The 26619-nt window shown below is 61.6% G+C and carries 22 protein-coding genes; 17 read left to right on the forward strand and 5 right to left on the reverse strand.

Annotated elements, in window-relative coordinates; translation table 11 throughout:
* Positions 1-1638 (forward strand): YhdP family protein (locus VF285_RS02560; protein ID WP_346951050.1); only part of this gene is annotated, 1638 nt, incomplete at its 5' end.
* A gap of 94 nt (positions 1639-1732) precedes the next feature.
* On the opposite strand, the gene gdhA is transcribed toward VF285_RS02560, so the two are convergent.
* The 3 genes from gdhA to trxA all read right to left on the reverse strand — a co-directional run bounded on the left by gdhA (position 1733) and on the right by trxA (position 4760).
* Positions 1733-3073, reverse strand: a complete 1341-nt coding sequence (gene gdhA / locus VF285_RS02565; RefSeq protein ID WP_346951051.1) for an NADP-specific glutamate dehydrogenase — start codon at positions 3071-3073, stop codon at positions 1733-1735.
* Between the two features lie 13 nt (positions 3074-3086).
* A complete protein-coding gene (rho, locus tag VF285_RS02570; RefSeq protein ID WP_346951052.1) occupies positions 3087-4343 on the reverse strand; it encodes a transcription termination factor Rho in 1257 nt (418 codons plus the stop codon).
* 90 nt (positions 4344-4433) lie between these two features.
* Entirely contained in the window at positions 4434-4760 is a 327-nt protein-coding gene (trxA, locus tag VF285_RS02575) for a thioredoxin TrxA (RefSeq protein WP_346951053.1), read from the reverse strand.
* Positions 4761-4977: 217 nt separating this feature from the next.
* Here trxA and VF285_RS02580 point away from each other — a divergent pair, with 217 nt between their 5' ends.
* The 13 genes from VF285_RS02580 to VF285_RS02640 all read left to right on the forward strand — a co-directional run bounded on the left by VF285_RS02580 (position 4978) and on the right by VF285_RS02640 (position 21828).
* Entirely contained in the window at positions 4978-6864 is a 1887-nt protein-coding gene (locus VF285_RS02580) for a DNA topoisomerase IV subunit B (RefSeq protein WP_414648056.1), read from the forward strand.
* A 9-nt stretch (positions 6865-6873) separates the two neighbouring features.
* Positions 6874-9198, forward strand: a complete 2325-nt coding sequence (gene parC / locus VF285_RS02585) for a DNA topoisomerase IV subunit A (protein WP_346951055.1) — start codon at positions 6874-6876, stop codon at positions 9196-9198.
* Between the two features lie 31 nt (positions 9199-9229).
* Positions 9230-10270, forward strand: coding sequence for a CDP-6-deoxy-delta-3,4-glucoseen reductase (locus tag VF285_RS02590; RefSeq protein WP_346951056.1), 1041 nt, complete (start codon positions 9230-9232; stop codon positions 10268-10270).
* 2 nt (positions 10271-10272) lie between these two features.
* Positions 10273-11523: a D-amino acid dehydrogenase gene (locus VF285_RS02595; protein ID WP_346951057.1), complete on the forward strand. Its 1251-nt coding sequence runs from the start codon at positions 10273-10275 to the stop codon at positions 11521-11523.
* A gap of 6 nt (positions 11524-11529) precedes the next feature.
* Positions 11530-12918 carry an extracellular solute-binding protein gene (locus tag VF285_RS02600; protein WP_346951058.1) on the forward strand — a complete coding sequence of 463 codons (1389 nt, stop codon included), beginning with the start codon at positions 11530-11532 and terminating at the stop codon, positions 12916-12918.
* Between the two features lie 103 nt (positions 12919-13021).
* A complete protein-coding gene (locus VF285_RS02605; RefSeq protein ID WP_346951059.1) occupies positions 13022-13948 on the forward strand; it encodes a TcpQ domain-containing protein in 927 nt (308 codons plus the stop codon).
* On the forward strand, positions 13945-15594 hold the full coding sequence (locus tag VF285_RS02610; RefSeq protein ID WP_346951060.1) for a hypothetical protein: 1650 nt from the start codon (positions 13945-13947) through the stop codon (positions 15592-15594). The genes VF285_RS02605 and VF285_RS02610 overlap by 4 nt, the downstream gene beginning before the upstream one ends.
* A gap of 3 nt (positions 15595-15597) precedes the next feature.
* Entirely contained in the window at positions 15598-16869 is a 1272-nt protein-coding gene (locus VF285_RS02615) for a hypothetical protein (RefSeq protein ID WP_346951061.1), read from the forward strand.
* A complete protein-coding gene (locus VF285_RS02620; protein ID WP_346951062.1) occupies positions 16856-17344 on the forward strand; it encodes a hypothetical protein in 489 nt (162 codons plus the stop codon). Before VF285_RS02615 ends, VF285_RS02620 begins: the two co-directional genes overlap by 14 nt.
* The gene (locus VF285_RS02625) at positions 17341-19032 is read left to right on the forward strand and encodes an ATPase, T2SS/T4P/T4SS family (protein ID WP_346951063.1); all 1692 of its coding nucleotides are present in this window, start codon (positions 17341-17343) and stop codon (positions 19030-19032) included. The genes VF285_RS02620 and VF285_RS02625 overlap by 4 nt, the downstream gene beginning before the upstream one ends.
* Complete coding sequence (locus VF285_RS02630) at positions 19029-20144, forward strand: hypothetical protein (protein ID WP_346951064.1); 1116 nt, start codon at positions 19029-19031, stop codon at positions 20142-20144. The genes VF285_RS02625 and VF285_RS02630 overlap by 4 nt, the downstream gene beginning before the upstream one ends.
* A 42-nt stretch (positions 20145-20186) precedes the next feature.
* Positions 20187-20759, forward strand: a complete 573-nt coding sequence (locus VF285_RS02635; protein WP_346951065.1) for a type 4 pilus major pilin — start codon at positions 20187-20189, stop codon at positions 20757-20759.
* Between the two features lie 49 nt (positions 20760-20808).
* The gene (locus VF285_RS02640; protein ID WP_346951066.1) at positions 20809-21828 is read left to right on the forward strand and encodes a hypothetical protein; all 1020 of its coding nucleotides are present in this window, start codon (positions 20809-20811) and stop codon (positions 21826-21828) included.
* Between the two features lie 76 nt (positions 21829-21904).
* On the opposite strand, the gene VF285_RS02645 is transcribed toward VF285_RS02640, so the two are convergent.
* Positions 21905-23152, reverse strand: coding sequence for a urate hydroxylase PuuD (locus tag VF285_RS02645; RefSeq protein WP_346951067.1), 1248 nt, complete (start codon positions 23150-23152; stop codon positions 21905-21907).
* An 88-nt stretch (positions 23153-23240) separates the two neighbouring features.
* Positions 23241-23594 carry a hydroxyisourate hydrolase gene (uraH, locus tag VF285_RS02650; RefSeq protein ID WP_346951068.1) on the reverse strand — a complete coding sequence of 118 codons (354 nt, stop codon included), beginning with the start codon at positions 23592-23594 and terminating at the stop codon, positions 23241-23243.
* 204 nt (positions 23595-23798) lie between these two features.
* Here uraH and VF285_RS02655 point away from each other — a divergent pair, with 204 nt between their 5' ends.
* The 3 genes from VF285_RS02655 (at position 23799) to alc (ending at position 26618) form a co-directional block, all read left to right on the forward strand.
* Positions 23799-24557 carry a GntR family transcriptional regulator gene (locus tag VF285_RS02655; RefSeq protein ID WP_346951069.1) on the forward strand — a complete coding sequence of 253 codons (759 nt, stop codon included), beginning with the start codon at positions 23799-23801 and terminating at the stop codon, positions 24555-24557.
* Between the two features lie 22 nt (positions 24558-24579).
* The gene (gene puuE, locus VF285_RS02660) at positions 24580-25509 is read left to right on the forward strand and encodes an allantoinase PuuE (protein ID WP_346951070.1); all 930 of its coding nucleotides are present in this window, start codon (positions 24580-24582) and stop codon (positions 25507-25509) included.
* 68 nt (positions 25510-25577) lie between these two features.
* Positions 25578-26618 (forward strand): allantoicase, encoded by a 1041-nt coding sequence (gene alc / locus VF285_RS02665; protein WP_346951071.1) that lies wholly within the window; start codon positions 25578-25580, stop codon positions 26616-26618.
* Position 26619: the final 1 nt, after the last annotated feature.

Below are 26619 nucleotides of genomic sequence, written 5' to 3' on the forward strand. Positions count from 1 at the left end.
GGCCTGGTGCTCAAGGGCAAGGCGACGGCCGTGGCGCTGGGGCGCCTGGTCGATGTGCCCGGCATGAAGCGCGTCACTGGAAGCCTTGCGTATCAGGCGCAGTTGACCCGTCAGAAGCAGGGTTATCTCTTTGCGTTGGAGTCGGACACGCGTGGGTTGGCACTGGATTTTCCGGCGCCGCTATCCAAGCCTGCTGACCAGGAGCGTACCTTGAAGATTCAGTGGACGGATGCCGATCCCAAGGACGATGCCCTGCAGATTCTCTACGGCGGCGACATGCGAGTCGAGCTGCGCCACACCCGCGCACAGCTCAATGGGCCATATTTTCAGCAGGCTGCCATAGGGATCGGCCAGGCGGCTTCTGTGGCGCCAGGTCTGCAGGTGGACATCGTCTACCCGCTGTTTGATCTTGATGTCTGGAACCGTCTGGTCGATGAGTTTTCGATTGTGCGTCGCACCAAGGAATACAAGGCGGGGAAGATCCGACGCACGCTGTGGCCCGATTTGCGTTCGTTTTCGGTACAGGCTGATCAACTGAGGTTGCTGGGCACTCGCCTGGATCAGGCCGTGTTGCGCGTCGTGCGCTCGTCCGACGATGCCTGGTCCATGAATGTCCGCTCGCGTCAGACGACTGGCACCGTGAAGTGGCAGGAACTCGACGGCCGGGTACAAGGGAAGATGTCGGCCCGCTTTGCGCATTTGAGCCTGGGTGACGACCCTCGCGACAACAACGCACTCCTGCCGGATGCCCAGGTCGACGAAGAGGCTTCGTTTGATGATGATCTCGAAATTCCTGCCATCGTGCTGCAAGCCGACCGCTTCGACCTGTATGGTCACTCCATGGGTGCGCTGTCACTTGAAGGCGAGCGTGACGGCATACGGCACATCTGGACTCTGAAGCGCCTGAGTATTGCGCACGGCAAGACGCAGCTGCAAGGCACGGGGACCTGGCGGCTGCGAGGCCTGGATCGCGGATTGAGCCTGAACGCTCACGTGCAGACGGACGATCTGGGTGCCTGGATGGACCAGGCGGGCTGGAAGAACATGCTGGTCGGTGGTGCCGGTAGTCTGAAGGGTGATTTCACTTGGCGCAATTTGCCGTGGACCCACAATAAAGAAGACTTGCAAGGGGCCTTGCAGATTTCTCTGGATAAGGGGCGGTTCCCCAGATTGGGCACTCATACGGCAAAACTGCTGGAATTCCTGTCGCTGCAGTCGATTGCACGCCTGACCAAGCTGGATTCGGGTCTCTCCGGCCTGTTGCATGAAGGGGTGCCTTTCGATCAGTTGCGAGGGTCGATCACGCTGAATCATGGTGAGGCACAAGTGCGTGATTACAAGCTCATTGGCTCTATTGGCACCATCTTGCTCGATGGGAGTACCAACATACTCAATGAAACACTGAACCTGCAGGCCGTCGTCGTGCCGAATCTGGATGTGAGCGGCGCTGCCATTGCGGCAGGCATTGCCATCAATCCCCTGGTGGGGCTGGGGGCGTTCGTCACGCAATGGCTGCTCAAGACACCGCTGGCAAAGGCCATGACTGCGCACTATGACATCACAGGCACTTGGGATGATCCTAAGGTGAAGGACATCCCGCTGGTGACGTCCACCGTGCCTTCGACGGTCGAACACTGAGCCCACCGGCGGGGGGGGCTGTCGGGTGCGCCGGAATGACAAGAGGCTCCCCAGCAGGGGAGCCTCTTGTGAACGCTGGCGAGGGTCGTCAGGTTTAATAGACGCCTTGCGCAAGCATGGCGTCAGCCACCTTGGCGAAGCCAGCGATGTTGGCCCCGTTAAGGTAGTTGACCTGGCTGTTTTCTGTGCCGTGCGTTACGCAGCTTTCGTGGATGTCGCGCATGATGTCGTGCAGCTTGGCATCGACTTGTTCACGCGTCCAGAAGACGCGTTGCGAACCCTGGGCCATTTCGAGACCAGAGACCGCCACGCCGCCCGCGTTGCTGGCTTTGCCAGGCGCGTAGAGCACACCCGCGTCAATGAAGGCACTGGCGGCCTCGATGGTGCTGGGCATGTTGGCGCCTTCGGCTACACAACGCACGCCGTTGGCAATCAACGCCTTGGCATCGTCGATTTCGAGTTCGTTTTGTGTGGCGCAAGGAAGCGCAACGTCCACGGGGACGTGCCAGGGACGCTTGCCGTCCTCGTAGGTCAGTTTGAGCTGTTGGGCGTAGTCTTGCACGGTACCGCGCTGCTCGTTTTTGATGCGCATGAGCGTCGCCAGCTTTTCGGGTGTGAAGCCTTCAGGATCGACAGCGCAGCCGTGTGAGTCGGACACCGTGATGACCTTGGCGCCCAGCTGTATGCATTTTTCGATGGTGTACTGTGCGACGTTGCCTGATCCGGAAACCGACACGGTGTAGCCTTCCAACGACTGATTCGCGTGACGCAACATCTCTTGGGCAAAATACACCAGCCCGTAGCCAGTGGCCTCGGGGCGGATCAGGCTGCCGCCAAAGGACGGGCCTTTGCCCGTAAAACCACAAGCGCTTTGGTTCGAGAGCTTCTTGAGCATGCCGGCCATGAAGCCGACTTCGCGTCCGCCCACGCCGATGTCGCCTGCCGGAACGTCGGTGTCCGGGCCCAGGTGGCGGTAGAGTTCGATCATCAGCGCCTGGCAAAAGCGCATGATTTCAGCGTCGGACTTGCCTTTGGGGTCGAAGTCCGATCCCCCCTTGGCGCCGCCCATGGGCAGCGTGGTGAGTGCATTCTTGAAGGTCTGTTCGAAACCCAGGAATTTCAGAATCGACAGGTTCACCGATGGGTGAAAGCGCATGCCGCCCTTGTAGGGGCCGATCGCGGAGTTGTACTGCACGCGAAAGCCGCGATTGACACGGATCTGGCCGGCATCGTCCAGCCACGCGATGCGAAACTGCAACGCGCGCTCGGGTTCGACCAGGCGTTCAAGCAATGCCTGGCTCGCGTAGCGCGGATTTTTCTGAATGAAGGGCCACAGGCTGTGCATGACCTCGCTCACCGCCTGCATGAATTCAGGCTGGTGCGGGTCTCGGGCCTTCACCTGGGAGAGGAACTGATCAACAGAAGTTAGACTCATCAAAGGTGCTCGCTTATTTTTTCATCATGTCAAAAAATTCGGCGTTGTTTTTGGTGGCCCGGATTTTGTCCAGGATGAATTCCATGGCTTCGACTTCATCCATATCGTGGATGAATTTGCGCAACACCCAGACCTTCTGTAGAAGTTCTGGCTTGATCAGGAGCTCCTCGCGACGCGTGCCGGATTTGTTCAGATTGATGGCCGGGTAAATACGTTTCTCGGCCAACCGCCGTTCCAGGTGCACTTCAGAATTGCCCGTGCCCTTGAATTCTTCGTAAATGACTTCGTCCATGCGACTGCCGGTTTCGATCAGGGCAGTGCCGATGATGGTGAGCGAGCCGCCTTCTTCGAGGTTGCGTGCCGCACCAAAGAATCGCTTGGGGCGTTGCAGCGCGTTGGCGTCCACCCCGCCTGTAAGCACCTTGCCGGAAGCTGGCACGACCGTGTTGTAGGCGCGCGCCAGGCGAGTGATCGAGTCCAGCAAGATCACCACGTCCTTTTTGAGTTCGACCAGGCGTTTGGCTTTTTCGATCACCATTTCGGCGACCTGGACGTGGCGGGTGGCTGGTTCGTCGAACGTGGAGGCCACCACTTCGCCACGCACTGTGCGTTGCATTTCCGTTACTTCTTCGGGGCGTTCGTCCACGAGCATCACGATCATGACCGCTTCGGGATAATTGGTCGTGATGGCGTGGGCGATGTGCTGCAGGATCACCGTTTTGCCGGATTTTGGGCTGGCCACGATGAGGGCTCGCTGGCCTTTGCCAATGGGCGCAAAGATGTCCATGATGCGCCCGGTGATGTTCTCTTTGCCCTTCAGGTCGCGCTCCAGCACCATGGGCTCGTCGGGATGCAGCGGCGTCAGGTTCTCGAACATGATGCGGTGCTTCATCGCCTCGGGCTGCACGCCGTTGACGGTGTCGACCTTCACGAGTGCAAAGTAGCGCTCGCCGTCTTTGGGTGTGCGGACTTCGCCTTCGATCGAATCGCCCGTATGCAGGTTGAATCGCCGAATCTGCGAGGGCGAGATGTAGATGTCGTCGGTGCTGGCCAGATAGGACGTTTCGGGCGAGCGCAAGAAGCCGAAGCCGTCGGGCAGGACCTCCAACACCCCGTCGCCGAAGATCTGTTCACCTTGCTTGGCGCGCCGCTTCATGATGGCAAACATCAGTTCTTGCTTGCGCAGTCGATTGGCGTTTTCGATTTCGAGTTCGCCAGCCATGTCCAGCAGCTGCGATACGTGCAGTGCTTTGAGTTCGTTCAGGTGCATGGGAGAGGGTATGAGAAGATCGTAGGATCGTTGGCGAGCCCGGAATCGGGCCCGCGCGTGTGGAGTCGGAAGGAAATGAAAGAAAGAAGGTCAGACGGCTTCGTCGAGGAAAGCCTGCAGCTGCGTGCGCGACAAGGCACCCACCTTGGTGGTGTCGATCTTGCCGTTTTTGAACAGCATCAGCGTAGGAATGCCGCGAATGCCGTACTTGGCGGCTGTTTCTGGGTTTTCGTCAACATTGAGCTTGGCCACGGTGACACGGCCCTGAAATTTGCCGGCGGCTTCTTCGAGAAGCGGGGCGATCATCTTGCATGGGCCGCACCATTCGGCCCAGTAGTCAACCAGCACAGGCAGGTTGGATTGGAGCACGTCGGTCTCAAAGGACGCATCGCTCACGTGCTTGATGGAGTCACTCATAGTGGGTAGGCACAAGTGCAAAGAAAGGGAAGGCTTGGGCCGATGTGATTACCGCTGCTGGGCAAATCTGGCCGGATGTCGGTAAGCATACCATTAACTTCGTAAAATAGTCGTCTTTTTGAACCTCGAAATGGATGGAACTGTGGCTAGTGCTTCCTATGACGAATCGTCGATCCGCGTCCTGAAGGGGCTGGAGCCGGTGCGCCAACGCCCGGGCATGTACACCCGTACGGACAATCCGCTGCACATCGTCCAGGAAGTCATCGACAATGCTGCTGACGAGGCGCTGGCGGGCTTTGGAACCCGCATTGCCGTCGTTCTGCATGCCGATGGCAGCGTGTCGGTTGAGGACGACGGCCGCGGCATTCCCGTGGGGGATCATCCTGAAGAACATGCGCCCGTCGTCGAGCTGGTGTTCACCCGCTTGCACGCGGGCGGCAAGTTCAACAAGGGCGATGGCGGGGCCTATGCATTTTCCGGCGGGTTGCATGGCGTGGGCGTGTCCGTCACCAACGCACTGTCTACTCGCCTGGAAGTCACCGTGTGGCGCGATGGCGGCGAGTATCGCGTGGTCTTTGCCAATGGCGGTGTGATCGAACCCCTGGCACGCGTGGGCAGCGTGGGGAAACGCCGCACCGGAACCCGGGTGCGGGTCTGGCCCGACGCGCATTATTTTGATCACGCCGCCATCCCCCTGGCCGATCTGGAACACGCGTTGCGCAGCAAAGCGGTGCTGCTGCCCGGTACCCGAGTCACGCTGGAGCTGGAAAAGACTGCGCAGACGCGTGAATGGCACTATGCAGCCGGGTTGCGCGGCTACCTGGCAGAAGAACTGGGCGATACGCCCCTTCTGGTTCCGATCTTCGAAGGGCAGCAATATGCGACCGCCGATGATGAGCATTTTGCGGCGGGTGAGGGCGCGCAGTGGGTGCTGGCCTGGACGACCGAAGGGCCCACGGTGCGCGAATCCTACGTCAATCTCATCGCCACGACAGCCGGTGGGACACACGAATCGGGCCTGCGCGAAGGCATGTTCAATGCCGTCAAATCGTTTGCAGAGCTGCACAACCTGTTGCCCAAAGGCATACGCCTCTTGCCGGACGACGTGTTCGCGCGGGCGAGCTTCGTGCTCTCGGCCAAGGTGTTGGATCCTCAGTTCCAGGGGCAGATCAAAGAGCGGCTCAATAGCCGTGACGCTGTGCGTCTGGTCGGCGGGTTCTTGCGTAATGCGCTTGAATTGTGGCTGCACGCCAATGTGGAATATGGCAAGCTGCTGGCCGAACTGGCCATTGGCCAGGCCCAGGCGCGTAGCCGCGCTGCCCGCAAGGTCGAAAAGCGCAAGGGTTCCGGGGTCGCGGTGCTACCGGGCAAGCTCACCGACTGCGAATCGTCCGACGCAACGCGCACGGAAGTCTTTCTGGTCGAAGGCGATTCGGCTGGAGGCTCCGCCAAGATGGGGCGCGACAAGGAATTCCAGGCGATTCTCCCTTTGCGAGGCAAGATCCTGAATGCCTGGGAGGTTGAGCGTGACCGGCTGTTTGCCAATCAGGAGATTCACGATATTTCCGTGGCCATTGGCGTAGACCCGCACGCCCCTGGAGAGTCCGCGGATCTCAGCGGCCTGCGCTATGGGCGGATCTGCATTCTGTCGGATGCCGACGTGGATGGCGCCCATATCCAGGTGTTGTTGCTGACCCTGTTTCTGCGCCATTTTCCCCGGCTGATCGAAGAAGGCCATGTCTACATTGCACGCCCGCCTCTTTTTCGCGTGGACGTCCCGGCTGCTGGCAAGCGCCCGGCGCGCAAACTCTATTGCCTCGATCAGGCCGAGCTCGATGCGGTGCAGGAAAAGCTGCGAGGCGAAGGGCTGCGTGAAGGTGTCTGGCGCATCAGCCGCTTCAAGGGCCTGGGCGAAATGAATGCGGAACAGTTGTGGGATACGACCCTGAACCCTGATACGCGTCGCCTGGCGCAGGTGCGCCATGGTGGAGAGGGCAAGCAGGCGTCAGCCACCATGTTCGACCTGCTCATGGCGCGGGGCGAAGCCGCCCAGCGCCGTACCTGGCTCGAAGAGAAAGGCAATCTGGCCGATCTGGATGTCTGAGGAACAAGCATGGATGATTTGATTTCTGCCGCACCGCCGGCGAGTGACGATGAGGGGCTGGTGCTGGCGCATTATGCGGAGCAGGCCTATCTGGACTACGCCGTCTCGGTGGTGCGAGGGCGTGCGTTGCCCGAAGTGTCGGACGGCCAGAAGCCGGTGCAGCGCCGTATTTTGTATGCCATGGATGCCATGGGCCTGGGGCCGACTTCGCGTCCGGTGAAGTCGGCGCGAGTGGTGGGGGATGTGCTGGGCAAATACCACCCTCACGGCGATCAGGCGGCGTATGACGCCATGGTCCGCATGGCGCAAGACTTTGCGCTGCGCTATCCCTTGGTCGATGGCCAGGGTAACTTCGGTTCTCGGGACGGCGACAATGCGGCCGCCATGCGCTATACCGAGGCGCGGCTGACGCCGTTTTCGCGCCTGTTGCTCGATGAGCTGGACGAGGGTACGGTAGATTTCATCGCCAACTACGATGGCAGCCAGCAAGAGCCCGTGTGCCTGCCCGCGCGGCTCCCCATCATGCTGCTCAACGGTGCCTCTGGCATCGCCGTGGGGATGGCCACCGAAATTCCCTCGCACAATTTGCGCGAGATTGCGGGGGCGTGCGTCGCTTTGTTGCGCAAACCCGCGCTGACCGATGAAGAGCTGTACGCACAAGTCCCTGGGCCGGATTTCCCGGGCGGGGGCCAGATCATTTCTTCGGTCGAAGACATCGCCCAGATTTATTCCACAGGGCGCGGCACGCTCAAGGCGCGCGCACGCTGGCATTTCGAGGATCTTGCCCGGGGTCAGTGGCAGTGGGTCGTAACAGAGCTGCCGCCTGGCGCTTCGTCGCAAAAGATCCTGGAAGCCATCGAGGAGCTGACCAACCCCAAGCCGCGTGCGGGCAAGAAGTCCCTGACGGCCGAGCAGCAGCAGACCCGTGCGCTGGTGCTGAACATGCTGGATTCGGTGCGGGATGAATCGGGCAAGCAGGCCGCCGTGCGGCTGGTCTTCGAGCCCAAGACCAGCCGCGTGGACCGTGATGAATTCGTCAATCTGCTGCTGGTACGTACCGGTTTGGAAGGCAACGTACCCGTGAACCTGGTGTGCATCGATACCGATGGCCGCCCAGGACAGCGCAGCCTGAGGCAAGTGCTGGAATCGTGGCTTGCGTTTCGCTCACAGACCATCCTGCGGCGCACGCGCCATCGCCTGGACAAGGTCTCGGATCGCATCCATATCCTGGAAGGACGCAGCATCGTCTACTTGAACGTCGACGAGGTGATTCGTACGATTCGCGAGGCGGAGGAGCCGCGCGCCGCGCTCATGGAACACTTTCATCTCAGTGAGCGCCAGGCCGATGACATCCTCGAAATGCGTTTGCGGCAATTGGCACGGCTCGAGGGTATCCGGATTGAGCAAGAGCTCGAACAGAAGCGCGGCGAGCAGGCCGAACTGCAGAATCTGCTCGACAATCCCAGCGCCTTCCGGCGTCTGATGATTCGCGAAATCGAGGCTGACGCCAAGCAGTATGGCGATGATCGTCGCACCCTGATCCAGAGTGCCGACCGCGCCGTGATGGAAGTGCAGGTGGTCGATGAGCCGGTGACGATCGTGGTCTCGCAAAAAGGCTGGTTGCGGGCGCGCCAGGGACATGGGCACGATCCCGCACAGTTCAGTTTCAAGGCGGGTGACAGCCTGTACGGCACGCTGGAGTGCCGTACGACCCAGGACGTCACGGCAATTTCCAGCACGGGCCGTACCTACTGTGTGCCCGTGGCCAATATCCCCTCGGCGCGGGGTGACGGGCAACCGCTCTCGGCCATGGTGGATCTCGAGCCGGGCAGTCGGGTGGCGCATGTGCTGGCGGGGGATGCAGATGATCGGTTGCTGCTGGGCGCCGCTTCCGGGTATGGCTTCGTGGCGCAATTGGGCGACCTTGCCACACGACAGCGGGCCGGCAAACAGTTCATCACCTTGAGCAAGGGGGATACTTTGCTCAGGCCGCTCGTGCTGCGACCCGATGACGTGGGGGTGGCATTGCTGACTCAGCATGGCAAGTTCCTGGTGGTGGGGCTTGCCGAGCTCAAGACCTTGTCCAGTGGGGGGCGCGGCACCATTTTGATAGGGCTGGATGCCGCCGATCGTCTGGCGCAGTGGGCCGCGGTCGGCCCCACCGGGGTGGTATTGCGCGGGGTTTACCGTGCGCGTGATACTGAACTGACCCTCGATCCTCAAGAATTGGCGGAGTACTGCGGTCACCGGGCGCGCAAGGGCAAGCTGCTCAACACGCGCATCAAGCAGCCCAGCCTCTGGTCAGGTCCCGAATCTGGCGGTGATCAGGCCTAAAATGCAGCCATAAGCAATCATGGGACGGGATATGAGTTTCAAGGTGTCGGTGCAGCCGGGGGGGCAGGAGTTCCCGGTTGCGCAAGGCCAGACGGTGCTGGATGCCGCGCTGGCGGCCGGGTTGGTGTTGCCCTACAGCTGCCGCAACGGCACCTGCTCCACCTGCCGTGGGCGTGTGGTGTCGGGAGATTACGACGCCGGCCCGGCGCCTGCCCGCATTCTGGATGGTGCCGACCTGGCACAGGGCTACACCTTGCTGTGTCAGGCGCGCCCGTCGTCCGATCTGGTGATCGAGGCGAACGAGGTTCGTCTGGCCAGTGACGTCGTCGTGCGCAAGATGCCGGTGCGGGTTCAGGGACTGGATCTGCTCGCGCCTGACGTCATGCGCGTCACATTGCAGCTGCCGTCGGCCGAGGCCTTTCATTTTTCACCCGGGCAGTATCTTGAGTTTCTGCTCAAGGATGGCCGGCGGCGCAGCTATTCCCTGGCGTGTGCGACGGCCGTCGATCATCGGGTCGAGATTCACGTCCGTCATATGGTGGGCGGGGCTTTCACGGGCCGCATTTTTGGCGAGGGTGAAACACCGCTCAAGGTACGCGACATCCTGCGTATCGAAGGGCCGCTGGGTTCCTTCTTTTTGCGCGAAGAAGATCCGCGTCCCATCGTGCTGCTGGCAAGCGGTACGGGCTTTGCGCCCATCAAGGCCATAGTCGAGGGCATGCTGGCGCGCGGTGACAGCCGGCCTGCCGTACTGTATTGGGGTGGGCGCAGGCCTTCCGATTTGTACCAGTCCGCGCTGGCGGAGAGCTGGTGCCAGACGCTGCCTGGCTTCCGCTTCGTTCCGGTGGTGTCCGATGCAGCGCCTGAAGATCATTGGGCCGGGCGCACCGGATGGGTGCACCACGCCGTAATCCAGGATCTGCCTGACCTGTCCGGGCATCAGGTATACGCTTGCGGCGCGCCTGCAATGGTCGAGGCGGCACGCCGTGACTTCGTGCAACGCTGCGGCCTGGCGAGGGATGCTTTTTTTGCCGATGCGTTTACTTCAGAGGCCGACAAAGTCGGGGGCTGATCATGAAGGTTGCGGTTCTGGGTGCTGGTGTCGTGGGGGTCTCCAGTGCATGGTGGCTGGCCCAGGCGGGGCATGAAGTCGTGGTGGTGGAGCGACGCGCCCAGCCCGCGCTGGAGACCAGTCGGGCCAACGGGGGGCACATCTCGGTCTGCCATTCTGAACCTTGGGCGAGCCCGCAGACGCTGCATACGCTGCTGCACTGGCTGGGTCGCGCCGACGCGCCCTTGCAGCTGTCGCTGCGGCTGAGCCCGCATCAATGGGTGTGGTGCCTGCGCTTCCTGGCGCAGTGCCGCTCTGCACGCTTTTCGACCAATCTCAGAGCCATGGTCAATCTGTCGCGCTACAGTCGCGAGACCCTGCAGGCCATGCGGACGCAACTGGGGCTTTCCTACGACCAGTCCACCCGCGGCATTCTGGTGTTCTATCGCACGGCCAAGGCCCTGGAACAGGCGCGTGTCAGCGCAGCCCTCATGCGCGAGCTGGGGGTCGATCGGCGTCTCGTCGACAGAGACGAGGTCGTGCGGCTGGAACCGGCCCTGGCCTCGGCGCAAGGAATTCTGGGGGGCGATTACTCGGAAGCCGATGAAACGGGTGACGTGCACCTGTACACCCAGGCCCTGGCCGAGCGTGCCCAGGCTGCAGGTGTCACTTTTTGTTTCAACACCCGGGTCAACCGCCTGGTACCGGTCAATGGCCGCGTGTCCGTGGCCGAGCTGGTAGAGCCCGACGGGTTTTTCCGGCCCTTGCATGCCGACGCCTATGTGCTGGCATTGGGCAGCTTCACTCCCATGCTGACCCGGCCCCTGGGAGTTTCGTGCCCGGTCTATCCGGCAAAGGGCTATTCGGCCACCTTCGAGCTGCACGATCCTGCCGCAGCGCCGAACGTCGGCCTGGTGGACCACGAGGCCCGAATCGTGGCGGCGCGGATGGGCAATCGCTTGCGCGTGGCGGGCACCGTTGAGATCGGCAGCTATGCGCGCGCCCTGAATACAGCCCGTTGCAATCAGCTGGTGGAGCACGCGCGCAATTTGTTTCCAAGTGCCCTGGATTTTGCTAATGTTCAGTTTTGGTCCGGCCTGCGGCCTGCCACGCCTTCAAGCGTGCCGCTCATTGGCCGCACACGGCTTCGCAACCTGTATCTGAATACAGGTCATGGGGGCTTGGGTTGGACCATGGGGGCTGGTTCGGGGCGGGCGTTGGCCGACCTCGTATCTGGCCAAACGCCTGAAGTCGATTTTCCTTTTTTGGATTGATTGAAGATGAAGCATCCATTCGGCCCCGGAGCCTTGCGCCCGGGGTTTCGTGCTATCTGGACATTGGCTGCGGTTGCCGTGTCCGTACCGGCGCTGGCCGCGACTGAAGTACCCGTGTGGTATTCCATGTCGGGCCATAATGCCGAGGCGTTCCAGGCATTGGTCAAAAGCTACAACCAGAGCCAGTCGGGTGTTCAGGTCACCCTGAAGGCCTTTGCCACGCCGCAGGCGCTGGACCAGGCCTTGACGGCCGCCGCCGCCACGAAGACGCTTCCCGCGCTGGCACAGATGGGCGACAACCACAGCCTGGATGACATCGCCGGGCGCCCCTACGTGCAGCCGTTCTACACGCTGGAAAAGCTGCCCGCCCTGAAGAACGTGCGCTGGTTCCTGTCGTCCGACAACGCCTTCGTGCGGGACCCCAAGGGCCAGCTCATGGCGTTTCCGTCCATGCTGCGCATTCCGGTGATGTACTACAACGAAGATGCCTTCAAGAAGGCCAAGCTGAACCCGCCGGTCCCGCAGCGCACCTGGATGGAGCTGCAAGCCCAACTGGTCACGCTGGCCAACAATGGCTCACGCAGCTGCCCGCTGACTTCCAATCTGCCGGTGTCCATCAACCTTGAAAACCTGGCAGCCGTCAACAACCAGCTCTACGCCAGCGCCGACAACGGTCTGAAGGCCAAGGGGCTGCCCAGCTTTTCATTTGACTCTACCTACGTGCGGCACCTGTCGCTGATGGTGACCTGGGTGCGTTCGGAAATCATGGTGCGCCCGGATGCGGGTGTGCGTTCCATCCAACGCTTTGGCCAAGGCGAATGTGCCGTGCTGATGTCCAGCTCGGACCACATTGGCGAGTTCAGCGGGCAACGCAACTTGCATTACGCCGTCACCGGTCTGCCGTACTACCCCGACGTGACCCGGTCGCCCGGTAACCCATTCGTCAGCGGCTCGGCTCTGTGGGTCATGAAGAGCAGCAAACCAGTCACTGACGCTGCCGCGTCTTTCCTGGGTTGGATGGCGCAACCCAAGCAGGCAGCCAGCTGGTACCAGCAAACGGGCTATCTGCCGCTCACGCAGGCTGCTTTCGAGCAGACGCCTGCCAGCTACTACAACAACCTGGGGCAGTGGCGCAACCTGGTGGCCGTATATGCCATGCGCGGCGCGGTCACTTCGCAGGGCTTCCGTATCCGCAATTACCCGGCGATCCATGCCCGCTTCGAGCAGATCATTGACAACGCGCTCGACGGCAAGCAGTCTGCCGTGACGGCCTTGAACACGGCGGCCTTCGAGGGCAATCAGCTGGCGCATCAAGGTGCTCCTGAGGCTGCTTCACACAAGAGCACCCGACCGGTGCACCACAGGGCCAAGGCCAGCACTTCGCACAGAAAGTAGACACTTTTCTCCGTTCGTAGTTTCCGATCTGGCGCGCCCGCCGCGGGCCCGTCACCATAGGCACCTGTCCGATTCGGTCAGGTGCTTTTTTTTCGGGGGCGGCATGGTGAAGATTCTGGGTGGAGCACTGCTGGTGGCGATGCTCGCAGGGTGTGCAACACCGGCCGATCAGGCTTGGCGGCGCCTGCTCGCAGGCCTGTCTTCATCAGATTCACCTGCGCAATTTCATTTTGATTGGCAGATCTCGGGGGACCCTTCGCTCGCCCCGCTGCAGGTCTTCGACGATGGTCGTCAGACGTGGCTGCAGTATCCGTCGGATCAGCCGGTTCCCGCGGTATTTGGGCGTACGGCGTCGGGTGACCGCCTTCTGCAGCCACGTCGCGAAGGGGATTTTCTGGTGGTCCCGGAAGTGCCTGAGCGCCTGATTCTGAGAGGCGGGCACTTGCAGGCCGAAGTCTGGCACAAACGTAAAGATCTGCTGGCGTCGGACTCGATGGATTCACCCGGGGGCGCAGTGGAGCCGTCGGTGGTTGTGTCGCCGGAATCACCTGCGGGGGTGTTTGCAATTGACAAGCCCACTGTGAGGCCAACTGCCACTGGACCTGCTCCGCTTCCCCTGCAGGCCGCCGCCCCTGTCGTACCGCCGGCTCCCGTGCCCATTCCACCACCGTCCCCCGTGCCTTCTGTTGTTCCTGCGACTCCGGCTGGAAAGCCCATGTTGGTCCCTGCGGCTACGGCGCCTTATGAGGCGACGCCCGCGGACGGCAACATCCGCCGCACCTTGGGGCGGTGGGCCAAGCGTTCAGGGTGGACGTTTGAAGCCCAGCACTGGGCGGTGGATGTGGACATCCCCTTGGCCGGGTCGGCAGAGTTTGGTCCTGAGTTCATCCCCGCCGTGCGGGATCTTTTGGCAGCCACCGAGCTCGGTGATCGGCCGCTGCAGCCGTGCTTTTATGCCAATCGTGTCTTGCGCGTCGTCCCGTTTGCGCAGCGTTGCGATCGTACGCAGATGGCGGGGGCGGCGTCATGAGGCCTCAGCCCCGCAACTGTCCTGCTGCGTGGCCCGCGCAGGGCTGCCTTTCTGCGCCACGGTGTGCTGCGGGTGTGCTGGGCCTGGCGCTCGTGTTGTCCGGATGTGCGCTGTCTGATCGCTTGCGTGAGGCGACACAGCGGTTTCAGGCCGCCGATCAATCGGTGAGCCGTGAGCATGACACGTTCTCCCAGAGTCTTACCGACATCGAACAGCGCCGCGCCGCGCAGCGGGTCGACAAGCCCTGGATTGCTGGCAGGCCGCAGCCTTTGGCACGCGAATTGACGCTGCCTGCGGCATTGCGGGCCGACGTACAGACAACACTGCTGTTTGTCGACGGGACCGACGATTTGCGGCAAATTGCCCGGCGCCTGACGGCAGTCACGGGGATCCCCGTGCGCGTGCGTCCTGACGCGCTGCTTCCAGAATCCCATTTTCTGCCGCGTCTGACAGGACAATCGACTCAAGGGCTTGCGCCGACACAGGCACCCGCGCAGGCGTTTGCATTGGCTTCCGGGCCAGCCCCCCTGGCTCAGATTCTCGACCGCCTCTCCGCTCATTTGGGCGTGCGCTGGCGTTATGGCACTGATGGAATCGAGTTTTTCCGCACGGATACCCGCGTCTTCAATGTCCACGCGCTTACGTTGGACGCTCGTGCGCAAGCGTCCTTGGGCTTGGGGCGCAATCAGGCTGAAGGAGGATTCGTCAGCGCGTCCAGCACACGCTTGACGGGCAGTGACCAGGATGTGATGAAGACCATCCGGGCGCGCATCGAGCCCTTTCTATCGCGATCGGGGGTCCTGGTTGCCGAATCCGGAGCCAGTTCCTCGGTTGTGGTCACGGACACGCCCGAGGTCCTGTCACGCATTGCGCGCTACCTGGAGCAGGAGAACCGGGCACTGACACGGCGTGTTCGTCTGCTCTTTGAAGAATTGACGGTCGCCCTCAGTGAACAGGCGCAGGCAAGTCTGGACTGGAATCTAGTGTTTTCGGGGGCACGCCTGGCCGCCGGCTTCGCCTTGCCGGGGGTGACGTCCGGCCCGGTCGGTCAACTGGCAGTCGGTATCACGAAGGGGCCAATGAGCGGCAGCGAGGCCGTCGTTCGTGCGCTGGGCGAATCCGTGCAACTCGTGCGCCGCAGCAGCGTACCCATGCTCAGTCTCAACAGGCGTCCGGTCACCCATGCAGTGCGCACCACGTTTTCGTACATTGATCGGGTAGAGACGACTCCCCTCACTGGGGCTAACGGCTTGGCTGTTCCCGCCGTGTCGGTCAATCAGAAAGAGGAGACGGTGGGCTCCTTGTTGACCCTGGTGCCCGATGCCCAGGAAGATGGCCAGATTCTGCTGTCGCTGGCTTATGACAATACCGTTGCCCAGCCTTTGAAGACGGTGACCTTTGGCGACAAATCCAACCCCTTGCAGCTGCAGCAGCTGACCGTCGAGGGAAATGGCACCGTGCAGCAATTGGCGTTGCAGCCTGGTCAACCACTGGTCGTGTCCGGGTTTGAGCGTCGTCAGGCTGAATCCTCCGAGCGTAGGCTGGGGCCCGGGCTCCCCGCCATTCTGGGCGGTGGCAACCGGCTCAACGACCAGCGCCTGGCCACTGTGCTGATCATCACCGCACAGGTTGAAGAGGGTCCTTGAATCATGCAGCCGTCGCGTGTCGTTCAGGTGGATCAGGTCGCTCTCGTCTTTGGGATGGAGTGGGTGCCGTTGCTGGGTGAGACCACTCGCGTGTCATCGCTCGCCCGGCGAAGCGGTGCAAGTCATCGCACTGTGTCGGGTGAACCCCCCGCCGCCTTGGGCATGGCACAAGGTATTTCGCGTCGCAAAGCGTGCTGGTCTGCCGCTGCTCTGATGGCGCATGGTCACCCGACAGGGACCTTGGCATGGCTATTCGTGCTGGATGCCGATTCATGGCATGTGCTTGCGTGTCACGAGGGAGTTGCGCTGGTCCGAGCAGATCGCAGTTATCCGGATCGGGAGCTTGCGTATCGTGCAGTCGAGGCTTTGCGGGTGAGCTACCCCCATCTCGAATTTCTTGATGCAACCCTGCGGGACGGTGCCACTGAAGATCGTGACGTTTTGCGGATGTTGGCTCGCGAGTCCAAGTCTGTGCCCGCGTTGCATCCGGTGCGCAGGTTGTTCGGCATGGGGGTCTGGGTGCTGGTGCTGACGCTGGTGATCATGTTCGCAGCAGGGCGTTTCTGGTGGGTGCGCCCCGTGGCTCAGGATGCGGAGCAGGTGGCTCGGGTGTCTTGGGAACGCGCGCTGGCCGATGCCGTCGTACGCCGTCCTATCCATGGCACTGAAGGGACGCGTGATCTGTTGGCCGTTCTTTATCGTCAGCCGTTCCAACTCGCGGGCTGGCGTTTGCAGACATTGCGGTGTGAGCCCAAGGGTGTCGAGCGTCCTTGGCAGTGTCATGGCGAGTATCGGAGGGTACTTCCCCACGCGGACAACCGAGGCCTCATGCAGGCTGCGCCCGCCGATTGGCGTTTGGATTTTCCCTCGCTGGATCGTGCGTTGGTGCGTTGGTCTTTGAGCCTGGCTTCGTCGCTGCCGGACCTGGGCGCCTTACCCTCCAGCCAGGTTCTGGAACGAGATTGGGCGAGCGCGTTGCAGGACATTCTTCCCGCGTTCTCGAAGTTGCAGCTTGAACCCGCACGAGCACTCAGCGTTACGGTTCCGCGTGATGCTCAAGGCAGGGACCTCCCCCGGCCGGAGAGTTTGCAGGTGCCTGTCACGAGGGTGTTGCGTGTTCAGGCGCCTCTGCAGTCCATTTCGTTGCTGGTGCCGTTGGCCCGGCCGGTGTCCTGGCAGAAAGCTGTGTTGACAGTGGCCCCTGCAGCCCGCGCGGGTCTGCGAACGGGGCGTTTGATTCTGCATCTGGAAGGGGTCGTCTATGAGAATGCGTAGAAGACAGGTTGGCCATCTGCAGGTTTCGGTGCGCCTGGGGCGGTTCTGGAGCGGTGTAGGCGCATGGGTTTTCTGCGCAGCTGCGGTGGCTGCTGATCCGGTTGTGGGGGACTGGGAGTCTCTGTCCGTCCGGGAACTGATGCAGCAGGATTTGAACAGAGCCCTGAGCGATGCCCGCTCGGGTGGCGCCGCCCTTGCGCGAGGGGGGCCTCCAGTGTCCGGTGCGGCTTCCCACGCAGTGCTTGCACCGCGATTGGTGGCGCTTTACGGTGTTGGGCGTGCCTTGATGGCCGAGGTTCAGGTGGGTCGCGAGTCTTACCTGTACGTCAAAGGCCAGGTTCATCCTGCAGGGTATGCGGGTGATTCCGGTGTCTACCAGCTGCGGGGGATGAACGGCGCCTGCGTCCAGCTCGAGCGAGGTGAGGACAGGCATTCGTTGTGCTTGCGCATGCTGTTGGGGGAAGCCCGTCCATGAAGCCGACTGTATCCTGGACGCTGGCGGAACCCTCGGCGCCTTTCAATGTCGCGCGAGTAGGCGCCCTCGATGATGCCGCACAGATTGCGGCGTTGCGCCCAGCCGTGACGCGCGTGTTGGTTCAGACCTTCGGAGTTCGGAGTCTCGCAGACAGAATCTGTCCGGTGGAACGCGAGGACGGGACAGTGACCTTGTTTGCACGCGCAGAGTACGTCGCCGGTGACCAGGCCGACGCGCTGTTGCGCCGGGTCCGCGCTTTGGGTCGGATCCCTTCGGAACCCGACCGCTACGTGTTGCCGCCTGCCTTGTTGCTCGCGCTTTCCCGGAGCGTTGACGGGAGTCTGTCTCTTGGTCCGGCGGCACCTGCAGCGGTCAGGACTCCGACTGCACTGGCAGGTGTTTTTCAAGACTTGGTCGAATGGGGCTTTCGGCATGGTGCGACCGACCTGCACCTGAACGTGGACCGGGCCGCGGCACAGTCTGACGTCCGATATTCCGTGGCGGGGCGCTACGTGGCACCAGAGCGTTTTCGTCACATGCCGACCGATCTGATGATGGAAGTTCTGGCGGTGGCCTGGATGGATATTCAGGGTGGAAACGGAGCAGTCTTCGATCCTCTCATTGAGCAGCAAGGGAGCCTCGTGCGCCGGGTCGACGGCCGCGATCTGGTCTTGCGGTGGGCGTCGTTGGCGTCCGATTGCGGCCCGAGTGTGTGCTTGCGGTTGCTCGAGCGTCATGCGCCGTTCAGGGCGGTGTCCCTTCAGGAACTCGGCTATCGCCCGGCGCAGATTGCACAGTTTGATCGCGTCATGTGCGCCGAGGGAGGCGCCGTGGTTCTAGCGGGGACGGTCGGCTCGGGGAAGTCCACCACGCTGGCCGCCTTGATCCGGCGCCTGCCTGATTACCGCAAGGTCATTACGCTGGAAGAGCCGGTTGAATATCGAATCTCGGGTGCCATTCAGAACACGATAGAGCGAGACCTGGGACGAGGCGCTCATGATCGCTATGCCACCAAATTGCGGACCGTCAAAAGGTCGGCGATGTCAGATGTCCTGCTGGGCGAAATCCGCGATGCGGAAAGCGGGTTGGCGTTCATGGATCTGGTGGGGTCTGGAGTCAACGTCTACACCACGGTACATGCCCCATCTGCGCGTGCCATCGCTGATCGTCTCGCTTCCAAGTTCATTGGAGTACCTCGTGACTTTCTGGATACGGTCGGGGTACTCAAGCTGCTGGTGTATCAGGTCCTTCTGCCGCGCCTCTGCCCAGAATGTGCTCTCCCCGCGACGGTAGAGGAACTCGCTCGTCAAGGCGGGGGCGAACTTACGTACTGGCAGTCCTGGCGCACATGGATGAGAGATTATTGGTCGGGGGATGTGTCGACCGTGTGTGTGCGTAATCCTGAAGGCTGTCGAAGTTGCGTTCAGCCGCAATTGCCCGAGCTTGCAGGCTACCGTGGCCGTGTGGTGGCGGCTGAATTGCTCGAGCCTGGACTGTCTTGGGGCGATGGTCCCCATGACCCTTATTTGCCGATACACCGCGAAAGCGCCATGGCACATGCCATGGAACAGGTTTTTCAGGGGCGCGTCGATCCGCGCGACGTGGAGCAGCGGTTCGTCGCCTTTGAAACGCTGGCCTTGCGTGCCGGACGGATGCGCTGTCAGAACTCCCAGGTGGGAGGCGCATGAACGGGCTGCCGGCGGTGTGGGATCGGCTTGTGCTGCGGGTGGACGCCTGGCGATTTGCATCGCGCAGGGCTGACTACCTCGAGTATTTGCATGCTGTCTTGCAGCAGGTTCAGGGCGGGCTGACGATACGAGAACTTTTCGAACGCGATGCGCTTCGTCATGGCGCGGGGACGGTGCGTGGCCGGCTTTCGAGGCGGTGGGCTCGTGTGTGCGAGAGTGCAGGGGGAGATCTCTATTTGACGTGGCGGGGCTGCCTGCCAGCGGATGAGCTGGCGTTGATTCGTGCGGCTCAAAGTTTTGGAAACACACGGTTATTGGGTTGTTTTCGCGCCTTGGCCAATCACTTGTCCCTTCTTTTGCAGGCACAGCGTCTTCTGTGGAGCACTCTGGGGGTTGCCGCCGTGGCGCTCCTCGTGGTCAGCCTCTTGTGGATGGCGCTGCCGTTGTGGACGGTGCCCGCATTGGAGCAAGCATTCCAAGGTCTGCCTGAAGCCTATCAAGGGGATTGGACGCATGCCTTGTTTTCGGTTGCCCGGTTTTTGCGGGATTGGGGGTTCGTTGGTCCTCTGGCCGCTTGTGCTGCGCTGTCGGCAACCTGGTACGCCTTGCCCCGTGCTCAGGGGCCGTTCCGCCGCGTCCTCGATCGATACGGCCCCTGGAGGTTGTATCGGCAGGTGCAGGCGCTCCGTGCGGTTGCCTTGATCGGCATCTTGCTGCAAGTGGAATCGGGGCGATCCATTCAATTGCGTTCAGTCGTGGTTCTGTTCGTACAGCAGGCCAGCCCTTGGCTGGCAAGTTATCTGGATCGTATGCGGCAGCGTATCGACCAGGGATTTGCGGACGTTGCGGCATTTGATGTCGGGCTTCTGGACCACGATCTGTATTGGTATTTGCAGGACATGTCACTGGCATGTGGGCTGTCGCAGGCTCTACGCATGACTCATGAACGTATGGCTGTTTCATGGCTGCCTCGGGTGCGCCTTCAGGCTCAGTTTCTGCGCTGGACAGTATTGTTGACAGGGGTTTCGATGGTGCTGGGAGTTGGCCTGTGGCACTACGTGGCCATCGACGAACTGCGGCGCGGCTGGATGATGTTTCACGCTAGCCAATAGAGGTGAGCGGTGGTCGCCGGGGGACTGGCAAAGGAGAAAAGCATGAAGAGGCAATCCGTCCAAAACGTATCTCGTTTGCAGCAACAGCGTGGGTTTTCCCTCGTCGAGGTGTCCATTGTTACTGCGATTGTCCTGCTGATTGCAGTGATTGGTATTCCAACGATAGGCAGCTACGTGCTGGAAAACAAGGTTCCCAAGGTAGGCCAGGAATTGGCGCGTTTCATCATGTATACCCGCGTCAATGCAGGAACTTCCGGTGAGTCGCCCTATGAGGGGCTTACCACTCGAAATCTGGCTTCCATGGTGACTGATTCGGCGGTGCTTAGTCGGCTTTCTGACGGCACGATCCTGCATGGCCTGGGTGGACGCGGGACCATCGAAGTCGAGCCGGTGGATTCCGGGGCCGGGTTTTTGCTGCGGCTCAGGGATGTGAGTCACGTCGCGTGTCCGTCCATTGCGTCCGTGATGCAGCGGGTTGCCGATCGCATCCAGGTCAGTTCAGATGCGGGCTCCCTGCAGACCGTGAAAGACGTGGATGTTCCCTATAGTGCGCTGGCGACGGAGTCGGCCTGTGGTCGGGGTGATGTGAACCACTTTGTTTTTTATGTCCTGTAGGCGACAGGCGCGACCTCACCGCGATTTGCAGACTGCACAGAAGGGCTCGATGCTGATCGAACTCATGGTGGTGGCTGCAGTTGCGATGGTCCTGGCAGTCTGGACGGGCCGCGAATGGGCTGACCGGGTCCGCGTGCTTCAGGCTCGCAGTCTGGCGACCTGGATGGAGGCTGCTCGCGATGCCGTGCAGGGCTATCTGGATCAGGAGGGTTCCCGTTCGCTTCGAGAAGGGACGGGAGGCCCTGGAACACAACTTGTCGACGTGCCAGGCTGGGATGCGCTGAAATCCCTTGGCGTGCTGCATGCGGGGTGGCAGATGCGTGGCCCCATGGGCCAGTCCTTGGGCGTCGTGGCTTGGCGCGATGGCGGCTGTGCTGAAGCGGCGTGCCCCTTGCGGGCACTGGTTCACACACTGTCGCCGCTGGAGAATGGTCGACAGGTGCCGGATGAAGGGCTCGTTGCAGAGTGGCTGATGGCGGCTCAAGGCCGCGGCTTGGTGCTTTGGCCGCACCGTCCGGATGCCTTCAGTGGTGCGGGTCAGCACGTCCTGTTTCCATCTGGCTCGGGCCCCTGGGTTCCCGGCATGGTGGCCTTGTTGGTGGCACACAATGGATCGCCTGGGCCAGGCGGCACCTCGAGCTCGGGCGATACTGGCGATTTCCTCCGTGTACGAGATGCTCGAGATCCGGATTTCCAAGGGAATCTTTCGGTGCAAGGCCCTATCCGCAGTGACAGGCAGTTGATCGCGCGTGAGAGCGTGGTGCTCGAAGAAGGATGGGATGCAGGCGCTGTTTGTGAGGCTGAAGGCGCACTGGGCCGTGATCGCAGCTTCCCGGGGGTGGTGCTGTGTCGCCAGGGTAAATGGGAACTGATCGCCCGCGCATCGGGCGGCGGCTATCTCATCAACAGCCGGCGCGGCTGCAGAAATTCGTTGGGTACTACGACCGCGAACCCCTATACCGGGGGCTGCTTTTGTCCTTTCGGCTTCAATACCCTGCAGGTATCCGAGAGTGGCGCCTCGGCCTCGGCAGATGGCCTGACAAGCGGCTATTTGTGCGTTCCCAATTGATAAAAAAGAAGGTGACCGGCGCGAATGCCGTTCACCTTCTTTGGGGCCTGACGGCGCCAGCCTGGGCTATGCCTGATTACTTTCCGTTCCAGGCCGCGATCACGGCGCGTTCGTCGTCCGTCATCTTGGTCAGGTTGGCCAGAGGCATGTATTTGCTGCCCACCACTTGTTTGATCTGGGTGGCGTGCTGCAGGGCCTCTTCGGGCGTATCCAGCATGATGCCGGCAGGGGCCGAGGCAAAGCCTGCTTGCGTAGGCTTGGCCGAGTGGCACTCGATGCAACGGGCTTGCAGGATGCTGTGCACTTGGGCAAGCGTCGTACCGGTCTGGGTGGCAGCGCCTGCGGCACCGGCTTGGCTGACAGCCCCTGCCGCAACAGGCGCTGGGGCGGGCGCCGGGGTCGGCATGGCCAGCCAGCCGATGATGGCCAGCAGGATGATGCCGACTGCCGGGAAGCGCAAATCATTCTTGCCCGTGTGGCGCAGCACGAAGTACTGGCGGATAGCCGCGCCGGCAAAGATGAACAGGCTCATGATGATCCAGGCGTGCTCGTTCGTGTAGGTGAACGAGTAGTGGTTGCTGAGCATCAGGAAGATCACGGGCAGCGTGAAGTAGGTGTTGTGCACCGAGCGTTGCTTGCCCCAGGCGCCATCCAGCGCGTTGGGTGTTTCACCGGCCTTCAGTGCTTTCACCATGCGGCGCTGGCCGGGGATGATCCAGAAGAACACGCCCCAGGCCATGCAGGTGGCCATAAGCCCGCCCACCAGCAGGAAGGCGGCGCGCCCCGGGAATATCTGGGTCGAAAGCCACGATGCAAACACCATCATCACGCCCACGGCGACGCTGAGCCAGCCATCGTGATTCACGGTGGGGCTGATGATGCGGCACAGGCGTGAATACACGTTGTAGCCCACGATCAGGAAGGCGATGGCGACCAGGCCGGCCTCGGGGCCGTTCATGCCGCGCACCCAGGCCCACGGGCTGTTGGGGTTGACCAGGTAGATGTTGGCGTTCAGGCAGTACAGCAGCAGGAACAGGCCAAAGCCTGATAACCAGGTGGTGTAGGCCTTCCAGAACGACCAGTGCAGATCGTCCGGCAGTTCAGCCGGGTTGGTCATGTATTTTTCGTTGTGGTAGAAGCCACCACCGTGCACGGCCCACAGTTCACCAAAGACGCCCAGTTGCTTAGCGCGTTCAGTGTGGGGTTTGTGCAGGCTCAGGTCCAGCATCACGAAGTAAAACGATTCGCCAATCCAGGCGATGGCGGCGATGACGTGCAACCAGCGCAGCAGCAGGTTGCCGTAGTCCAGAAAATATCCTTCCATGAGGAGTCTCCACGAATGCGTTCAAGTGGCGTTCTGCGCAGGGGCAAGCAAGGCTTGCCGTGAAAGCCGTGCGCAGTGGAGCAGGCGATCAGCTGCCGCGATACGTGGACCAGGTCCACGGTGTGACGACCAGCGGGACGTGGTAGTTCTGGGTGGGGTCCGCAATGCCAAAGCGTAGCACCACCTGGTCCACGAAGCGGGGTTCGGGGAGGGTGACGCCTTGGCGCGCAAAGTAGTCACCCGCGTGGAACACCAGTTCGTAGACCCCTTGTGCGAAGTCGGTACCGCTCAGAAGCGGCGCATCGCAGCGGCCGTCGGCGTTGGTGGTGGTTTGGGTGAGCAGGGTACGGGTGTCACCCTGCAGGCGATACAGTTCCAGAGCGACGCCCTGGGCCGGAACACCGTGCACGGTGTCCAGTACATGGGTGGAAAGTTTTCCCATGGGATTTGTCTCCGGTCAGAGTTCTGCCAAATGGCCCCCGGTATGGCCGGCCCGCTGCAGGACAGCGGTTCTCAAGTCTTGGGCGTGAGCCTGAAATGACTTGGGGGCAGAACGGTTTGAATTATTGTCAACAATTTGTGTTGACGATTTTCGTCTGGTCCACAATAATTGTCAACAATTTTGGTGAACCGAATTCTACTGCATATGCTGGAGCTCAAACCTGATCGTGCTGGCGTACCGGACCTGCAGGCGCCTCGGGCCTCTGCCTTGCGAGACCCGCGCCCGGTGCAGGAGCGCTCCGAGGTGGACCGCGTGTATGGCGAAGTCTTTGATGCCGCCATGGATCGCCGCCTGCTGCCTGGCGCCAAGCTGACGGAAGCGACGCTGTGTTCGGCGTTTCAGTGTTCGCGCAGCACGGTGCGCGCCGCCCTGGCTCGCCTGGCGCATGACAAGATCGTGGTCATTGAACCCAATCGCGGCGCACGGGTCTGGCAGGCTACCCCCAAGGAAATTCGCGACGTTTTTGCCACGCGCCGGGCGCTGGAAGACATCGTGCTCGACATGCTTGCAGCCGTGGACGACATCGAGACGCGCCTTGTGCCGCTGCGCCAGATGGTGGATCGTGAGCAACAGGCCTTCGAGCGCGGCGATCGCATCAGCTGGATTCGCCTGTCCAATGCGTTTCATGTCGAGCTTGCGCAGCTGCTCGACAACGAGGTGCTCACCGACCTGTTGACTGGTCTGTGCGCGCGCACCACGCTCATCATCGCGCTGGGCGATACGACCGGGGGAAGCACCTGCTCGTATGTCGAACATCGCGAGATTCTGGATTATTTGGCTCGCCGCGACGCGCACAGCGCGCGCGCCGCCATGGATCACCACTTGCAGGATTGCGAGTTGCGGATGGAGGAACCGGGTGCGGTGACTTCAGATCCGTGGGCCGCGTTTCCCGCGCAACTCTGAGTCTATTTTCAGGAGGCTGTTCATGTCAGACAACAAGTATCCTCGTGACCTGATTGGGTATGGCCGCACGCCGCCCCAGGCCAATTGGCCCGGCAAAGCTCGCGTCGCCGTGCAGTTCGTGATGAACTACGAAGAGGGCGGCGAAAACTGCGTGCTGAACGGGGACCCGGGCTCAGAGCAGTTCTTGTCCGAAATCATTGGTGCCGAGTCGTACCCCGATCGCCATCTTTCGATGGAATCCATCTACGAATACGGCTCGCGGGCCGGTGTGTGGCGCATTTTGCGTGAATTCGAACGCCGCAAGTTGCCGCTGACCGTCTTTGGCGTGGGCATGGCGCTGGAGCGCAACCCCGACGTGGCGCGCGCCATTGTCGAAGCCGGGCACGAGATCGCCTGTCATGGCTACCGCTGGATTCACTATCAGAATGTGTCCGAGACCGTCGAGCGAGAGCATTTTCAGCGTTGCCTGGATATCGTGACGCGGGTGCTGGGACGCCACCCCGACGGCTGGTATACCGGCCGCGACAGCCCCAATACGCTGCGCATCGTGGCCGAAGAAGGCAAATTCCTGTACGACGCCGATTACTATGGCGACGACCTGCCGTTCTGGACGGAAGTGGACCTGGGCAATGGCAAGAAGCATCCGCAGCTGATGGTGCCCTATACCCTGGATACCAACGACATGCGTTTTGCCTCGCCACAAGGGTTCAACACGGCGGACCATTTCTTCCACTATTTGCGTGATGCCTTTGATGTGCTGTATGCCGAAGGCGACACCGTTCCCAAGATGATGTCGGTCGGGATTCACTGCCGCCTGTCCGGGCGTCCGGGCCGGCTGGCAGGCTTGCAGCGCTTCCTGGATCACGTGCAGAAGCACGATCGCGTCTGGATCGCTACGCGCGCCGACATCGCACACCATTGGGCCAAAGAACACCCGTTCAAGGCAGCCTGAGGGCGCATTCAGTTCATCGGGTGCGCTGGCCGCACCCTCCTTCAATCTCAATCTCAGGAGCTTCTGTCATGGCAACTCCCAATCTGCCCGTAGGGACTATCGTCGACGCACCCGTCGTCGAGCTGCCCGCCTTTGCTACCCGCCACCCGAACCTGGCCAGCGAAAGCCTGGGCACGACCATCGTGTCCTGCACGGACCAGTTTTTCGCGTCAGCGACGCGCATGTTGCAGGATTCCGAGCCGGTCTTCGTCGTGGGCAAGTTCGACGAGCATGGCAAGTGGATGGATGGCTGGGAAACCCGTCGCCGTCGCAACGGTGGTAATGACCATGCCGTCATCAAGCTGGGTCTGCCCGGCACTATCAAAGGCCTGGATATCAATACCAGCCACTTTACCGGCAATTTCCCGCCAGCCGCTTCGGTGCACGTGGCCCATTGCGAAGGCGAACCGAACGAACAGACTCAGTGGGTAGAACTCGTGCCGGCCCGTTCGTTGCAGGGTAATGCTCACCATTTCGTCGAAATCACCGATGACCGGGTCTGGACGCACGTCCGCCTGAGCATCTTCCCCGACGGCGGGGTGGCGCGTCTGCGTGTCTATGGCCAGCCGGCTTGCAACTGGGAAAAGCAGGACCCGAAGGCGCTCTACGAGGTATCGGCCCTGGCCCAGGGTGGCCGTGTCGTTGCCTACAGCGATGCCCACTACGGCACCCCCACTGTCATCCTCAAGGCGGGTCGCGGCGCCAACATGGGCGACGGCTGGGAAACCCGCCGGCGCCGCGAGCCGGGCAACGACTGGATCATCATCGAGCTGGGCCATGCGGTGACTGTCGAAAAAATCGAGATCGACACGGCACACTTCAAGGGTAACTACCCTGATCGCGTGTCGGTGATGGGCGCCAAGGTAGACGAAAGCACCGATCAATCCCTGGTGACGCAAGCCATGTTCTGGCCGGCCGTTCTGGGTGAGCACAAGACCGATATGGATAAACAACATTTCTTCGAAGGAGCCGATATCCTGTTCAAGGGGCCGGTGTCGCACGTGCGCGTCAACATGTTCCCGGATGGCGGTATCAGTCGCGTTCGGATCTGGGGCCGGCTCGCAAAGTAAG

The sequence above is a fragment of the Castellaniella sp. genome, from assembly GCF_036379515.1.
Taxonomy (GTDB): domain Bacteria; phylum Pseudomonadota; class Gammaproteobacteria; order Burkholderiales; family Burkholderiaceae_B; genus Castellaniella.

Bases quoted from the DNA above. Each gene is read 5' to 3' on its own strand.
- alc (WP_346951071.1), top strand. From the start codon at position 25,578: ATGGCAACTCCCAATCTGCCCGTAGGGACTATCGTCGACGCACCCGTC.
- VF285_RS02620 (WP_346951062.1), top strand. From the start codon at position 16,856: ATGAGAATGCGTAGAAGACAGGTTGGCCATCTGCAGGTTTCGGTGCGC.
- trxA (WP_346951053.1), bottom strand. From the start codon at position 4,760: ATGAGTGACTCCATCAAGCACGTGAGCGATGCGTCCTTTGAGACCGAC.
- VF285_RS02615 (WP_346951061.1), top strand. From the start codon at position 15,598: ATGCAGCCGTCGCGTGTCGTTCAGGTGGATCAGGTCGCTCTCGTCTTT.
- VF285_RS02610 (WP_346951060.1), top strand. From the start codon at position 13,945: ATGAGGCCTCAGCCCCGCAACTGTCCTGCTGCGTGGCCCGCGCAGGGC.
- parC (WP_346951055.1), top strand. From the start codon at position 6,874: ATGGATGATTTGATTTCTGCCGCACCGCCGGCGAGTGACGATGAGGGG.
- gdhA (WP_346951051.1), bottom strand. From the start codon at position 3,073: ATGAGTCTAACTTCTGTTGATCAGTTCCTCTCCCAGGTGAAGGCCCGA.
- VF285_RS02590 (WP_346951056.1), top strand. From the start codon at position 9,230: ATGAGTTTCAAGGTGTCGGTGCAGCCGGGGGGGCAGGAGTTCCCGGTT.
- VF285_RS02635 (WP_346951065.1), top strand. From the start codon at position 20,187: ATGAAGAGGCAATCCGTCCAAAACGTATCTCGTTTGCAGCAACAGCGT.
- VF285_RS02625 (WP_346951063.1), top strand. From the start codon at position 17,341: ATGAAGCCGACTGTATCCTGGACGCTGGCGGAACCCTCGGCGCCTTTC.
- VF285_RS02640 (WP_346951066.1), top strand. From the start codon at position 20,809: ATGCTGATCGAACTCATGGTGGTGGCTGCAGTTGCGATGGTCCTGGCA.
- VF285_RS02580 (WP_414648056.1), top strand. From the start codon at position 4,978: ATGTACACCCGTACGGACAATCCGCTGCACATCGTCCAGGAAGTCATC.
- VF285_RS02595 (WP_346951057.1), top strand. From the start codon at position 10,273: ATGAAGGTTGCGGTTCTGGGTGCTGGTGTCGTGGGGGTCTCCAGTGCA.
- VF285_RS02655 (WP_346951069.1), top strand. From the start codon at position 23,799: ATGCTGGAGCTCAAACCTGATCGTGCTGGCGTACCGGACCTGCAGGCG.
- puuE (WP_346951070.1), top strand. From the start codon at position 24,580: ATGTCAGACAACAAGTATCCTCGTGACCTGATTGGGTATGGCCGCACG.
- VF285_RS02605 (WP_346951059.1), top strand. From the start codon at position 13,022: ATGGTGAAGATTCTGGGTGGAGCACTGCTGGTGGCGATGCTCGCAGGG.
- VF285_RS02630 (WP_346951064.1), top strand. From the start codon at position 19,029: ATGAACGGGCTGCCGGCGGTGTGGGATCGGCTTGTGCTGCGGGTGGAC.
- uraH (WP_346951068.1), bottom strand. From the start codon at position 23,594: ATGGGAAAACTTTCCACCCATGTACTGGACACCGTGCACGGTGTTCCG.
- rho (WP_346951052.1), bottom strand. From the start codon at position 4,343: ATGCACCTGAACGAACTCAAAGCACTGCACGTATCGCAGCTGCTGGAC.
- VF285_RS02645 (WP_346951067.1), bottom strand. From the start codon at position 23,152: ATGGAAGGATATTTTCTGGACTACGGCAACCTGCTGCTGCGCTGGTTG.
- VF285_RS02600 (WP_346951058.1), top strand. From the start codon at position 11,530: ATGAAGCATCCATTCGGCCCCGGAGCCTTGCGCCCGGGGTTTCGTGCT.